Annotated in this window: 11 protein-coding genes and 1 pseudogene; 11 read left to right on the top strand and 1 reads right to left on the bottom strand. The window is 74.9% G+C overall.

Annotation, left to right across the window (positions count from 1 at the left end; translation table 11 throughout):
- Positions 1–1,693 precede the first annotated feature (1,693 nt).
- Both IEY73_RS34470 and IEY73_RS31795 read left to right on the top strand, forming a co-directional pair.
- Positions 1,694–2,285, top strand: a pseudogene (locus IEY73_RS34470) (hypothetical protein); the annotation flags it as partial.
- Positions 2,286–2,718: 433 nt separating this feature from the next.
- Positions 2,719–3,732, top strand: coding sequence for an HAD-IIA family hydrolase (locus tag IEY73_RS31795; protein WP_189083057.1), 1,014 nt, complete (start codon positions 2,719–2,721; stop codon positions 3,730–3,732).
- A 13-nt stretch (positions 3,733–3,745) separates the two neighbouring features.
- On the opposite strand, the gene IEY73_RS31790 is transcribed toward IEY73_RS31795, so the two are convergent.
- Complete coding sequence (locus tag IEY73_RS31790) at positions 3,746–4,081, bottom strand: SCP2 sterol-binding domain-containing protein (RefSeq protein ID WP_189083055.1); 336 nt, start codon at positions 4,079–4,081, stop codon at positions 3,746–3,748.
- A gap of 112 nt (positions 4,082–4,193) precedes the next feature.
- On the opposite strand from IEY73_RS31790, the gene IEY73_RS31785 reads away from it, so the two are divergent.
- The 9 genes from IEY73_RS31785 to murJ all read left to right on the top strand — a co-directional run.
- Complete coding sequence (locus IEY73_RS31785) at positions 4,194–4,817, top strand: phasin family protein (protein WP_189083054.1); 624 nt, start codon at positions 4,194–4,196, stop codon at positions 4,815–4,817.
- A gap of 3 nt (positions 4,818–4,820) precedes the next feature.
- Complete coding sequence (locus IEY73_RS31780; protein ID WP_229716349.1) at positions 4,821–5,141, top strand: hypothetical protein; 321 nt, start codon at positions 4,821–4,823, stop codon at positions 5,139–5,141.
- Positions 5,142–5,214: 73 nt separating this feature from the next.
- Positions 5,215–6,075: a TlyA family RNA methyltransferase gene (locus tag IEY73_RS31775; protein ID WP_189083053.1), complete on the top strand. Its 861-nt coding sequence runs from the start codon at positions 5,215–5,217 to the stop codon at positions 6,073–6,075.
- The gene (locus IEY73_RS31770) at positions 6,072–6,959 is read left to right on the top strand and encodes an NAD kinase (RefSeq protein WP_189083052.1); all 888 of its coding nucleotides are present in this window, start codon (positions 6,072–6,074) and stop codon (positions 6,957–6,959) included. The genes IEY73_RS31775 and IEY73_RS31770 overlap by 4 nt, the downstream gene beginning before the upstream one ends.
- Positions 6,960–7,008: 49 nt before the next feature.
- On the top strand, positions 7,009–8,766 hold the full coding sequence (gene recN / locus IEY73_RS31765; RefSeq protein WP_189083051.1) for a DNA repair protein RecN: 1,758 nt from the start codon (positions 7,009–7,011) through the stop codon (positions 8,764–8,766).
- Positions 8,767–8,894: 128 nt separating this feature from the next.
- Positions 8,895–10,073: a putative cytokinetic ring protein SteA gene (gene steA, locus IEY73_RS31760; protein ID WP_189083050.1), complete on the top strand. Its 1,179-nt coding sequence runs from the start codon at positions 8,895–8,897 to the stop codon at positions 10,071–10,073.
- A gap of 17 nt (positions 10,074–10,090) precedes the next feature.
- Positions 10,091–11,023 carry a copper transporter gene (locus tag IEY73_RS31755; protein WP_189083049.1) on the top strand — a complete coding sequence of 311 codons (933 nt, stop codon included), beginning with the start codon at positions 10,091–10,093 and terminating at the stop codon, positions 11,021–11,023.
- Between the two features lie 25 nt (positions 11,024–11,048).
- A complete protein-coding gene (locus IEY73_RS31750; RefSeq protein WP_189083048.1) occupies positions 11,049–11,891 on the top strand; it encodes a hypothetical protein in 843 nt (280 codons plus the stop codon).
- Positions 11,888–13,492 (top strand): murein biosynthesis integral membrane protein MurJ (gene murJ / locus IEY73_RS31745; RefSeq protein ID WP_189083047.1); only part of this gene is annotated, 1,605 nt, incomplete at its 3' end. The genes IEY73_RS31750 and murJ, both read left to right, overlap by 4 nt.

The following is a 13,492-nucleotide window of genomic DNA, read 5'->3' as shown; positions in this document are numbered from 1 at the left end:
AGCTAAGCCTGCCAGCGCCGATGGTACTGCACTCGGGAGGGTGTGGGAGAGTAGGACACCGCCGGACTCAAACATGACGGTCGAAGGCCGCTCCCTGTGGACACGCCGGGGGTCGGCCTTCGACTGTTTTTGCATGCCGGTTTACTAGTGGGTGAGGTCGCCGACCCATCCCGAGGCCTCGACGGCGCAGCAGCGGAAGGATTGACCCGTGACGACAGGATCGCAGGAGGGCGGCTTCCGCGACCGCGACGACGAGAACGGTCGGGGCGCGAGCGGCCATCAGGGCGGCGACCGGGGAGGCTTCCGCGGCGACCGTGAGCGTGACCGTGGTGAGCGTGACCGTGGTGACCAGCGGCGCGGGGGATACCGCGGCGACCAGGGCGGCTACCGGCGCGAGCAGCGCGGCGGATACCAGCGCGACGGCGGGGACCGCGGAGGTTCGTACCGCGACGACCGTCCGCGCCGGGACCGCGATGATCGCGGCCGAGGAGACTTCCGGCGTGACGACCGCGGCGGCTACCGTCGCGACGACCGCGGCGGCCAGCGGGGCGGCGGAGGATACGGCGACGGGGGCGGCCGGGGCGGTTACCGCGGCGGTGACGACCGTGGGCGCCGGGACTTCCGCGGCGGTGACGACCGGGGATTCCGCGGTCCGCGTGACGACCGGGACCGCCGGCCGCGCGACGACCGGGACCGGGACAGCCGCGACCGCGGCGGCTACCAGGGCCGCGCCGGCGGCGGGTACGGCGACCGGGGCGGATCCCAGTCCGGCCGTGGTGACGATCGTCGCCCGGGTGGCGGCTACCGTCGTGACGACCGCGGGGGATTCCGCTCCGACCGGGACCGTGGCGGCTATCAGGACCGCGACCGTGGTGGCTATCAGAGCCGGGACCGGGGCGGCTACCAGGGTGGTGGCGGCCGGGATCGTGGCGGGTATCAGGACCGCGACCGTGGCGGGTATCAGAGCCGGGACCGGGGCGGCTACCAGGGCGGCCGGGACGATCGGGGCGGCCGGGACGATCGTGGCCGCGGGGACTTCCGCGGCGGACGTGACCGAGACGGCAGCCGTGGCCAGTTCCGCGACGACCGGGGTCCCCGTGACCGCCGGGACTTCCGCGACAGCGGCCGTGACTTCCGCGGCGGCCGGGACGATCGGGGCGGCCGGGACGATCGTGGCGGCTACCGCCGCGACGACCGCGGGGGATTCCGCTCCGACCGGGACCGTGGCGGCTACCAGGGTGCTGGCGGCCGGGACCGTGGCGGCTACCAGGACCGTGAGCGCGGCGGCTACCAGGACCGCGACCGCGGTGGTTACCAGGACCGTGAGCGCGGTGGCTACCAAGGGGGCCGGGACGATCGGGGCGGCCGGGACGACCGTGGCGGCTACCGTCGCGACGACCGCCGGGACTTCCGCGACGACCGCGGGCCGCGCGATGAGCGTCACCGGGGTCCGCGCGACGACCGAGGCCCGCGCGACGACCGGGAGCGGGGCGACTTCCGCCGCGATGATCGTGGGCCGCGCGGCGCCTCCGACCGGCACGACCGTACGGACCGGGGCCGCGACCGTGCCGACGAGCGCGGCGACCAGCCGGCGTTCCAGGCGCCCGAAATCCCCGACGACATCGCCGCCGCCGACCTGGACAAGGACGTCCGCTCCGAGCTGCTGTCGCTGTCGCGGGACGTGGCGGATCGGGTGGCACGCCACCTGGTCGCGGCGGGAACGGTCATCGACGAGGATGCCGACCTGGCGCTGCAGCACGCGACCGCGGCTCGCCGGCTGGCGTCGCGGATTGCTGCGGTGCGTGAGGCGGTCGGCCTCGCCGCGTACGCGGCCGGGGACTGGGCGACGGCCATCGCGGAGCTGCGTACGTACCACCGGATGACCGGACGGCAGACGCACCTGGCCGAGATCGCCGACTGTGAGCGGGCGCTGGGCCGCCCGGAGCGGGCGATCGACCTCTACCGCGGGGCGGACCGTGACGCGCTGGACCCGGCGGACGCCGTCGAGTTGCTGATCGTGGCGGCCGGGGCGCGGGGAGATCTGGGTCAGCACGGCGCTGCGGTGGCGATGCTCCAGGTGCGCGAGCTCACCGCGGACGGCGAGCATGACTGGACGGCCCGGCTGCGGTACGCGTACGCGGATGCGCTGCTCGCCGCTGGACGCCGCGAGGAGTCGCGGGAGTGGTTCTCGCGGGCCGCGGCGGCGGACACCGAGGGTGTGACGGACGCGTCGGAGCGGCTGCTGGAGTTGGACGGCGTGTCGCTGGAAGGCGACGAGGACGATCACGACGACGAGGACCCGGAGACTGCCGCGGCGGACACTGAGGCCGACGAGTTCGCCGACGCCGACGCCGACGCCGAGGACGAGGACGACGCCGACGCCGACGCCGAGGACGACGACGAGTTCGCCGACGCCGACGACGGGACCGACGAGGCCGGCGGCCGGGCGGACGACGAGATCGGCCCCGACGGCGAGACCGGCAACCTCCGCGGCGAGACGGACGACGAGATCGACGAGGCCGACGACGAAGCGGACGACGAGATCGACGACCTCGACGGCGAAGCGGACGACGGGAGGGCCGCCGCCGCCGAGATCGGGGACGAGGCGGACGGCGCCGGCGCTGAGGAGTCCGCGGACGCGGCCGACGGCGTACCGGACGAGGCGCCGGACGGGCCGAAGAGCGGGACCGATGCGTTCGTCGCGCACGCGGGTGACCGATCCCGCCGGGAGGACGACGCGTGAGCCTGGCCGGGGACTACGACCTGGTCGTGTTCGACTTGGACGGCGTCGTCTACCTGATCGACGAGCCGATTCCCGGCGCTGCCGAGGCGATCGGGCGGCTGCGTGCGGACGGGACCAGGGTCGCGTACGCGACGAACAACGCCTCCCGGCGTGCCCCCGACGTGGCCGGCCTGCTCACCGGCATGGGTGTTCCGGCCGCGCCGGACGAGGTTCTCACCTCGGCGGGCGCGGCCTGCGCGGTGCTGGCGGACCGGCTCCCGGCCGGCGCGCCGGTGCTCGTGGTGGGCGCGGAGGCGTTGCGGACGGACGTGCGCGACGCGGGACTCAAGCCGGTGGAGGCGTTCGAGGACGACCCGGCCGCGGTGGTGCAGGGATACAGCCCGGACGTGGGCTGGCGGATCCTCGCCGAGGCGGCGCTGGCGGTGCGCGCCGGCGCGCTGTGGGTGGCCACCAACACCGACCGCACGTTGCCCAGCCCGCGCGGTCCGCTGCCGGGCAACGGCTCGCTGGTCTCGGTGCTGCGCACCGCGCTGGACCGGGAACCGGACCTGGTGGTCGGCAAGCCGCAGCCGGGCCTGTTCCGCACGGCGGCCTCGCGGGTGCAGTCGAGCCGCCCGTTGACGGTCGGTGACCGGCTGGACACCGACATCGAGGGAGCGGTGGCCGCGGGCATGGACAGCCTGCTGGTGCTGACCGGGGTCAGCGGTCCGGCCGAGCTGCTGGCGGCACCACCGGAACGCCGTCCGACGTATGTGACGGCGGACCTGTCGGGGCTGTTCGGCGATGCGGAGGCGGCGCGGATTCCGGTGCGGGCCACCGAAATCGGCGGCTGGCGTCTGGACGGCGACGGTCGGCTGAACGGCGCCGGTGATCCGGTCGATGCGTTGCGTCTGCTGTGCGGGAGCGCGTGGCGGGGCGAGCCGGTCGGCGCGGCGAGCGCCGGGGCGCGGGAGTTGCTGGACCGATGGGGTGTTTCGCGCGCGGCGTGAGGCGTCCGCGGGGTTACAGCAGTTTGCGCAGCTTGATCAGGTCGAACGGGTTGGCCTTGATCTGCACCTGCCGGGACGCCACCGCCCGGGTCACGTCCAGGCGTCCCTGCACGAGGGCGATCAGGTCGTCGCTCGCGGCGCTGAGGGCGATCTTGGCCTGGGGGTCGTCGCCGTCGGTGATGCCGGTGAGCCGGCCGTCCTGCAGCCGGCCGTGGAACGCGGTGCCGAGGTCGGTCACCCGGCAGGCGAGGCTGCGGTCGAAGTCCAGGCGTCCGCGGGTCTGCGCGTGGGCGTCCAACCGGTCGGCCAGGTCGTGCAGGGCTTGCCGGCACTCGTCCGCACTGGCCATCAACCGGTCCTCCTTCGCGACGCCCGGGGTGTCACGGCACCGTACCGTACGGCCGGGCCGTGGCTGCCGGTAGCGTGGCAGGCGACGCGAACCGCAGGGACGGGAGGCAATCATGCAGGACGCCTGGCGCGCCTATCTGGAGATGGCGCTCGGTTTGACCGAGGCTCCGCGCAAGAAGGCGCAGAAGGCCGCCGCCGATCTCGTCAACCGCGGCGGCGCCACGGCGGTGCAGTTGCAGGGGCTGGCGGAGGACCTGATGTCGGCGGGCACGGCGAACCGTGCGGCGCTGACGAACATCGTCCGGCACGAGGTGGACCGGGCGCTGGGCCGGGTCGGCCTGGCCACCGCGGAGGAGGTGTCGGAGCTGACCAGCCGGGTCCGTGACCTGGAGCGGCAGTTGCGTCAGGCGCAGGCGCGGGTGTCCGCGGCGGAGGCCACGTCCGGGTCGGTGACGTCCGGCGCGGCCAGCGCGCCGGGTGCGGGTGTGGGCGGTTCCCGGTTGGATCAGCCGGCGCCGCTGCCGACCACGACGCCCGGGCGCTCCGACGGCCGCGCGTCGGCCGGGAGCGCCGTCCCGACGGCGACGAAGGCGCCGAAGAAGACCGCGCCGAAGAAAGCCCCGGTCAAGCAGTCACCGGTCAAGCAGGCGCCGGTCAAGAAGGCCGCGAAGAGCGCGCCCGCGAAGAAGACGGCGCAGGCCAAGAAGAACACCAAGCCCACGCTTCCGGAGGCATGAGTCGTGACGTTTCCGCACGTGCCGCAGCCCGGCCCTCGCCCGGGTCCGCCGCCCGGCCCGCGTCCCGCGCCGCCGCCCGCCCACGACCGCGAGGTCCACGACGGCGAGGTCCACGACGGCGGGCCCGGCGGTGACGGGGCCTACGGCGGCGGTGCGGCGCACGAGCGGCCTGCGGCGCGCGAGGGTTCGATGGGGCACCCCGCCGTGGACGCGGTGATGCAGTCGCTGGCGAACGCGGCCCGGCTGGCCCCGGCCGACCAGATCGCCGAATACGAGGCGGCGCACCGGGTGCTGCAGGAGACGCTGGCGAGCATCGACCGGTGAGCCCTCGCCAACCCGGCGCCGCCCGCCGCCAGCCCGGGTGCGGTGCGCACGCGCGTACCGGGAACGGTTTCTGATGGCCCGGCGCGCCCGGCTGGACGCCGAGCTGGTCCGCCGCAAGCTGGCCCGCTCCCGCGAGCAGGCGGCGGCGCTTGTCGCGGACGGCCGCGTGCGGGTGCGTGGCACGGTGGCGCACAAGGTCGCGGCGATGGTCGACCCGGCCGATCCGGTGCTGGTCACCGGCGGCGACCCGGCGCGGGAGTACGTGTCGCGGGGCGGTCACAAACTGGCCGGGGCGCTGGCCGACTTTGGCGCGCTGGGGTTGTCCGTGACGGGCCGCCGCTGTCTGGACGCGGGCGCGTCCACCGGCGGTTTCACCGATGTGCTGCTGCGCGCCGGGGCCGTGTCGGTGGCCGCGGTGGACGTCGGGTACGGGCAACTGGCGTGGCCGATCCGCACCGACGAGCGGGTGGCGGTGTTCGAACGCACCAACGTGCGCACGCTGAGCCCGGAGGTCATCGGCGGGCCGGTCGAGGTGACCGTGGCCGACCTGTCGTTCATCTCGCTGCGGCTGGTGCTGCCCGCGCTGGCCGCGTGCACGGTCGCCGAGGGTGACCTGGCGCTGATGGTCAAGCCGCAGTTCGAGGTGGGCAAGGAGCGCGTCGGTGCGGGCGGCGTGGTACGCGACCCGCTGTTGCGCGCCGAGGCGGTGCTGGCGGTCGCCGCGGCGGCCGCCGAGCTGGGCCTGGGTGTGGCCGGGGTGACCCCGAGCCCGCTGCCCGGTCCCAGCGGGAACGTGGAGTTCTTCGTGTGGCTGCGCCGTGGCGCCCCGGCGGCCGATGCGCAGCGGGTGCGGGCGGTGGTCGCGGCCGGGCCCGCCGGGCGGGTAGCCTCCGCCGGGCCGGCATCGACGCCTTCCGGGGAGGAATCCACATGACGCGTTCCGCGCTGCTGGTCACGCACACCGGCCGCCGGCACAACGCGCGGCACGCCCAGACCATCGCGCATGACCTGCTGCGGGCCGGGTTCGAGGTGCGGGTGATGGCCGAGGAGGCCGGCGACCTGGAGCTTCCGGCCGGGGTGATCCGGGCGGAGGAGGAGGGTGCGGCCGAGGGCGCCGAGATCGTGCTGGCGCTCGGCGGCGACGGCACGTTCCTGCGCGCGGCCGACCTGGCCCGGCCGGTGAAGGCGCCGCTGCTGGGCATCAACCTGGGCAAGGTGGGTTTTCTCGCGGAGGCCGAGACCGGCGACATCGACCAGGCGGTCCGCGACATCGTGGCGGGGACGTACGCGGTGCACGAGCGGCTCACCCTGGACGTGCGGGCGGAGTACGACGGGCGGCTGATCGCGCAGTCCTGGGCGCTCAATGAGGTGACCGTCGAAAAGGGACAGCGTGCGCAGATGCTGGAACTGCTCGTCGACGTGGACGGGCGGCCGCTGGCGCGGTACGGCTGCGACGGGGTGGTGTGCGCGACGCCGACCGGGTCCACCGCGTACGCGTTCTCGGCCGGCGGCCCGGTGGTGTGGCCGGAGGTGGAGGCGCTGCTGCTGGTGCCGATCAGCGCGCACGCGTTGTTCAGCAAGCCGCTGGTCACGGTGCCCACGTCGACGTTCGCGATCACCGTGGACCCGTACACGTCGTTTGCGGTGTTGTGCTGCGACGGCCGGCGCACCTGGGACCTGCCGCCGGGGGCGCGGGTCACGGTGGAGCGTGGCGAGCTGCCGGTGCGGCTGGTCCGGCTGGGTCCGCGCCGGTTCACCGACACGCTGGTGGCCAAGTTCGCGCTCCCGGTGGAAGGCTGGCGGGGCAATCGACGCTGATCACACGTCCGGCTGGGCAACGGTGGGTGCCCACCGATATCGTTCGCCTGTGCTGGAGGAACTGCGCATCACCGGGCTCGGCGTCATCGACGACACCACTCTGCGGCTGACGTCGGGGATGAACGTGATCACCGGCGAGACCGGCGCGGGCAAGACGATGGTGGTGACCGGTCTCGGGCTGCTGTTCGGCGGCCGTGCCGACGCGGGCCGGGTGCGCGCCGATCCGGGGCGGGCGGTGGTGGAGGGCCGGTTGCGCCTGTCCGGCACCGTGGCCGAGTCGGTGGTGACCCGGGTCAGCGAGGCCGGCGCCGAGGTGGACGACGACGGGTCGGTGCTGCTCAGCCGCACGGTCACGATGGAGGGCCGCTCACGCGCCCACGTGGGCGGACGCAGCATGCCGATCGCCATGCTCGGCGAGGTGGGCGAGCAGGTGGTCGCGGTGCACGGCCAGTCGGATCAGCTTCGGCTGTTGCGCCCGGCGGAGCAGCGGGCCGCGCTGGACCGGTTCGCCGGGCCGGAGCACGAGAAGCTGCTGGAGACCTACCGCGAGGCGTTCGGCCGGTGGCGTGCGGTGGTGGAGGACCTGGCCGACCGGCGCCGCAACGCCCGGGAGCGGGCGCAGGAGGCGGAGCTGCTGAAGCTCGGGCTGGATGAGATCAGCCGGGTGGATCCGCAGCCGGGCGAGGATGACGAGCTGCGCGCCGAGGTGCAGCGGCTGGAGCACGCCGAGGGGTTGCGGGTGGCCGCGGCGCTGGCCGCGCAGGCGCTCGCCGGCGGGGTCGAGGTGACCGAGGACGCCCCGGACGCCACCCAGTTGCTGGGCACCGCCCGGCGCACCATGGAGGCGCAGGCCGCGGTGGACCCGAAGCTGGGGGAGCTGGCCGGTCGGCTGGAGGAGGCGGCCACCCTGGTCGGTGACGTGTCCGCCGAGCTGTCGGCCTATCTGGGCGCGCTGGACGCCGACCCGGCGCGGCTGGAGTCGATCTATGAGCGGCGGGCGGCGCTGCGCGCGCTGACCCGTAAGTACGCCGATGACGTCGACGGGGTGGTGGCCTGGGCGGAGCACGCGCGCACCCGGCTGGCGCAGTTGGACACCTCGGACGAGGTGCTGGAGGAGCTGGACCGGGAGCGGCAGCGGCTGTCGGCCACGGTGGGTGACCTGGCCGCCCGGCTGACCGCCGCGCGCCGGGAGGCGGCCGGGCGGTTCGCCGAGCAGGTCAGCGCCGAGCTGGCCGGGCTGGCCATGCCGCACGCGCGGGTCGAGGTGGCGGTGACCGCCCGGGCGGCCGGGCGGGACGAGCCGGCCGTGCCGGTGGACGGTGTGGAGCTGGCCGCCGGGCCGGACGGGGCGGACGAGGTGGAGTTGCGGCTGCTGGCGCATCCGGGTGCCCCGTCGCTGCCGTTGCAGAAGGGCGCCTCCGGGGGTGAGCTGTCGCGGGTGATGCTGGCCATCGAGGTGGTGTTCGCCGGGGCGGGCGGCCCGCCGACGCTGGTGTTCGACGAGGTGGACGCCGGGGTGGGCGGTCAGGCGGCGGTGGAGATCGGGCGCCGGCTGGCCCGGCTGGCCCGCACGCATCAGGTGCTGGTGGTGACGCACCTGCCGCAGGTGGCCGCGTTCGCGGACCGGCACCTGGTGGTCGCCAAGGACACCGGCGGCGCCATCACCACCAGCGGCGTGCGGGTGGTGGAGGAGACCGAGCGGGCGCGGGAACTGGCCCGGATGCTGGCCGGGTTGCCGGATTCCGATCTGGGCATCGCGCACGCCGAGGAGTTGTTGTCGGTGGCCGGCCGGGAGAAGCGCGGCTAGGCCCGGCCCGGACGGCGAAACGCGGCCCGGAGCGCCCGCGCGGCAAACGTAGGTAAATGCCCCTTTTGGGGGTGAGTTCGCGCATGTCGTGTGCGGGGGGCTCGATCCGGCGTGTCAGGATGACCGTGATGCGACTACCCACCTTGCGCCGGACCCGGAGCGTCGAACCGGGAGATGTCTCCGGCACCGCCCGCCTCGACCGCCGGACCAAGCGTCTGGTCGGACGCCTGCGCCCCGGTGACATCGCGGTCATCGACCATGTCGACATCGACCGGGTCGCCGCCGATTCGCTGGTCGGCGTCGGGGTCGCCGCGGTGCTCAACGCCAAGCCGTCGATCTCCGGGCGGTACCCGAACCTCGGTCCCGAGGTGCTGGTCAAGGCCGGCATCGTGCTGGTCGACGACCTCGGCGAGGAGGTGTTCGAGCGGCTGCGCGAGGGTGCGGTCGTGAGCGTCGACGGCGAGACCGTGCTGCTGGACGGGGAGCCGGTGGCCTCCGGGGTGCGGCAGGACAGCGACACCGTGGCCGCCGCGATGGCCGACGCGCGGGAGGGCCTCAGCGTGCAGCTTGAGGCGTTCGCGGCGAACACCATGGACTATCTGAAGCAGGAACGTGACCTGCTGCTGGACGGCGTGGGCGTGCCGGAGGTGCAGACCCGCATCGCCGGGCGGCATGCGCTGATCGTGGTGCGCGGCTACGACTACAAGGCCGACCTGGACGTGCTGCGCCCCTACATCCGGGAGTTCAAGCCGGTGCTGATCGGCGTGGACGGCGGCGCCGACGCGCTGGTGGAGTCCGGCTACCCGCCGGACATGATCATCGGGGACATGGACTCGGTCACCGACGACGTGTTGCGGTGCGGGGCCGAGGTGGTGGTGCACGCGTACCCGGACGGGCGCGCCCCGGGGCTGGACCGGGTGCATCAGCTCGGCGTCGAGGCGCTCACCTTCCCGGCCGCCGCCACCAGCGAGGACCTGGCCATGCTGCTGGCCGACGACAAGGGCGCGTCGCTGATCGTGGCGGTGGGCACGCACGCCAACCTGGTCGAGTTCCTGGACAAGGGCCGCGGCGGCATGGCCTCCACGTTCCTCACGCGGCTCAAGGTCGGTGGCAAGCTGGTGGACGCCAAGGGGGTGAGCCGGCTGTACCGGCAGTCCCTGTCCGGCTCGTCGCTGTTGCTGCTGGTGCTGGCCGCGGTGGCCGCGATGGCCTCGGCGGTGGCGGTGTCCACGGTGGGCCGGGCGTACCTCGCCGTGGTGTCCGAGTGGTGGGACAATCTCGTCTTCCAACTGGGACAGCTCTTCTAGATTCCAAGGGTTGCAGTGTGATCAACTTCCGGTACCACGTGGTGTCTCTGACCGCCGTGTTCCTGGCCCTGGCCATCGGTCTGGTGGTGGGAACCGCCGCGCTCAACGGGCCGGTGGCGGACTCGCTCAAGGACCGCGTCGACGCGCTGAGCAAGGACAACGGCAACTACCGCGATCAGGCGAATCAATACCTCGAGGAGCTCAACCGGGCGCAGGACTTCGCCACCCAGTTGGCGCCCACGGTGCTGTCCGGCACGCTGACCGGGCGCCGGCTGGCGCTGGTGGTGCTGCCCAGCGCGGGCGACGGCGCCGCCGACGGGGTGACCGCGATGCTGAAGACCGCCGGGGCGCGGATCACCACGACCCTCACCGTGCAGGACAAGTTCTTCGACCCGGCGCAGGAGTACGAGCTGCTGGACCTGGCGAATCAGGCGTCCGCGCCGACGGTGCCGGCCGCCGGTCTGCCGCTCAACAGCGACGGTGTGGAGACCTCCAGCGCGCTGCTGGCGCTGGCGCTGCTGCAGCGCAGCCCGCAGGTGGACGCCGAGGATCTGACCGCGGTGCTGACCGCGTACGAGAAGCCGGGGTACATCGCGGTGGGCGACAACCCGGTCGCCGGGGCGGAGGCGACCGTGGTGGTCTCCGGACTGCCCCCGGTGGACAGCGACGCGGCCAAGAAGAGCCACGACGCGGTCACCGTGACCACGCAGTTCGCCAAGGACCGGCCGGTGGTGGTGGCCGGCAACGGCATCGGCGACGGCAACCTGATCTCCGAGGTGCGCGGCGACCCGTTCCTGGTGAAGAAGATCTCCACGGTGGACAACGTGAGCACCGAGCAGGGGCACCTGGCCACCGCGATGACCGTGGTGCAGCGGCTGGTGCGGGGCAAGGTCGGCCAGTACGGGCTGTCCACCGGCGCGACATCGCTGGTGCCCCAGCCCGCGTCGTAGCCGCCGGTCCCTACACTTGCCCCTCATGACCTTCTCGGTTGCCCGGTCGTTCGCCGCCGGGGCGCTGACCGCTCGTGCCGCGCTCGCCTGGATCCGCAGTGATCGGCGCGCGGACCGGCTGCACCGCACCAACTTCCGCGGCCGCACGGTCACCCTGGCCGGCGGCCCGGCGCTGGCCGCGGGAGCGACCGCCGGGGCGGTGCTGGGCTCGCGCACCCCGTCGGTGGCCGCCGCTGCGCTGGTCGCCGGCGCCGGAGCGGGGCTGACCGGGTTCTACGACGACGTGGTGGGCGCCCGGCCGCAGCAGCGCACCGCCAAGGGGTTCCGTGGGCACCTGGGCGCGTTGCGTGCGGGCCGGGTCACCAGCGGACTGGTGAAGATCGCCGGGGTGGGCGCGGCGGGCCTGGCCGCGTCCGCGCTGCTGTCGCCCGGCGCGGCCCGGCGCGCCTCGCGGGCCGCCGCGCTGGCCGACGTGCTGCTCGGTGCCGGGGTGATCGCCGGCGCCGCGAACCTGGTGAACCTGCTGGACCTGCGCCCCGGGCGGGCGTTGAAGGCCGCCGCGGTGGTGGGCGCGCCGCTGGCCGTGGGCCGCGGCGGCGGCACGTCGGCGGGCGCGCTCGGGGTGGGGGCCGAGCTGCTGCCGGCCGACCTGGGCGAAGACATCATGCTGGGCGACGCCGGGGCGAACGCGCTGGGCGCGCTGCTCGGGGTGGCGTTCGTCGCGCGCACCGGCCCGGCCGGGCGGGCGGTGGCGTTGAGTGTGCTCGCCGCGCTGACCGCGGCCAGCGAGAAGGTGAGCTTCACCCGGGTCATTCAGGACACCCCGTGGTTGCGCGCGCTGGACGAGCTCGGCCGCCGGCCGGCGTGAGGTCGCCGGCGGCGCCGACGGCCCGGATCGCCGGCGCCGCGGCTTTGATCACCGTGCTGACCGTGCTGGCGCGGCTGGCCGGGTTCGGCCGCACCGTGGTCTTCCTGCGCACCGTCGGGCACGGCCCGCTGGGCGACGTCTACAACGCCGCCAACACCATCCCGAACATCGTCTTCGAGCTGGTCGCCGGGGGTGCGCTGGCCAGCCTGGTGGTGCCGTTGCTGGCCGGGCACGTGGCGGCCGGGGACCGGGCCCGGGTGCAGCAGGTCACCTCGGCGCTGCTGACCTGGGTGCTCGCGCTGCTGCTGCCGCTGGCCGCGCTGGTCGCGGTGGCCGCCGGGCCGATCGCCGGGCTGCTGCCCGACGTGCCCGAGGCGCGGGCGCAGGTCGCCGCGGACATGCTGCGGGTGTTCGCGCCGCAACTGCCGCTGTACGGCGCCGGGATCGTGCTGACCGGCGTGCTGCAGGCGCATCACCGGTTCGCGTGGCCGGTGATCGCGCCGCTGCTGTCCAGCGTCACCGTGATGTCGGCCTATCTGACGTACGCGTGGGTGGACGGCGCCGGCACGGATCTGGCCGGGCTGAGCACCGCCGGGCGGCTGGTGCTGTCGGTGGGCACCACCGCCGGTGTCGTGGTGCTGGCCGGCTGCCTGCTGATCCCGTTGCGCCGGCTGCGGTTGCGGCTGCGCCCGGCGTGGCGGTTCCCCGGCGGCGAGGGCCGTCAGGCGGTGCGGCTGGGCTGGGCGGGCGCCGTCACGGTCGGCTCCCAGCAGGTGATGATCGCGGTGGCGGTGGCGCTGGCCGCCCGCGACGGGCTCACCCTGTTCACCGCCGCGCAGACGGTGTTCCTGCTGCCGTGGGCGGTGCTCGCGGTGCCGGTGGCGACCGCCGTCTATCCGGCGCTGGCCGCCGCGGCGGCCTCCGGTGACCGTGCGGCGTACGAGCGGGCGTTGTCCGGCAGCGCCCGGTCGGTGGTGCTGCTGGCCGGTCTGGGCGCGGCGGCGCTGGCGGCGCTGGCCGCTCCGGTCGCCGGTCTGGTCGGCGCCGCGGGCGCCGCGGGCGGCATCGTCGCCTTCGCGCCGGGCCTTTTCGGGTACGCGCTGTTCGCGCTGCTGTCCCGGGCCCTGTACGCGCGGGGCGCCACGGTCGCCGCGGCGGCGGCCACCGCCATCGGCTGGGGCGTCGCCGCGGTGTCCGCCGTGGTGCTGTGCGGGGTGCTCGACCCGCAGCACCGGGTCGCCGCGCTGGGCCTTTCCCACGCGATCGGCACGTCGGTGATCGGGTTGCTGCTGGTGCGCGCGGTGCGCCGGCACGCCGGGCCGGGCGCGTTGCGCGGCCTGCCGCGTGCCGCCACCGCCGGGGTCGCCGCGGCCGTGCTCGCCGGGCTCGCCGGGTACGCGGTGGTGGCCGCGAGCGCCGGTCCCGCCGGGCACACCCCGGTGAGCATCGGCCGCCTTCTGCAGGGCATGCTGGGCGGTGCCGTGGTGGCCGTGGTGTTCGCCGCGGCGGCGTACGCGCTGGACCGCCGCGACGTGCGGCCGCTGGCCGCCGTGCGGGCCCGGCGCGCCGGGCGGCTGGCCCGTCGCCGCACCCGGCCGTCC

The organism is Mangrovihabitans endophyticus (assembly GCF_014646155.1).
GTDB lineage: Bacteria > Actinomycetota > Actinomycetes > Mycobacteriales > Micromonosporaceae > Actinoplanes > Actinoplanes endophyticus.
The sequence above is the reverse complement of the archived record's forward strand: the minus strand, read 5'-3'. Positions and strand labels throughout refer to the sequence as shown.

Excerpts from the sequence above, each read along its gene's own strand:
- IEY73_RS31790 (WP_189083055.1), bottom strand. The coding sequence starts at position 4,081 with ATGGCCAGTGCGGACGAGTGCCGGCAAGCCCTGCACGACCTGGCCGAC.
- IEY73_RS31785 (WP_189083054.1), top strand. The coding sequence starts at position 4,194 with ATGCAGGACGCCTGGCGCGCCTATCTGGAGATGGCGCTCGGTTTGACC.
- IEY73_RS31775 (WP_189083053.1), top strand. The coding sequence starts at position 5,215 with ATGGCCCGGCGCGCCCGGCTGGACGCCGAGCTGGTCCGCCGCAAGCTG.
- IEY73_RS31770 (WP_189083052.1), top strand. The coding sequence starts at position 6,072 with ATGACGCGTTCCGCGCTGCTGGTCACGCACACCGGCCGCCGGCACAAC.
- steA (WP_189083050.1), top strand. The coding sequence starts at position 8,895 with ATGCGACTACCCACCTTGCGCCGGACCCGGAGCGTCGAACCGGGAGAT.
- IEY73_RS31750 (WP_189083048.1), top strand. The coding sequence starts at position 11,049 with ATGACCTTCTCGGTTGCCCGGTCGTTCGCCGCCGGGGCGCTGACCGCT.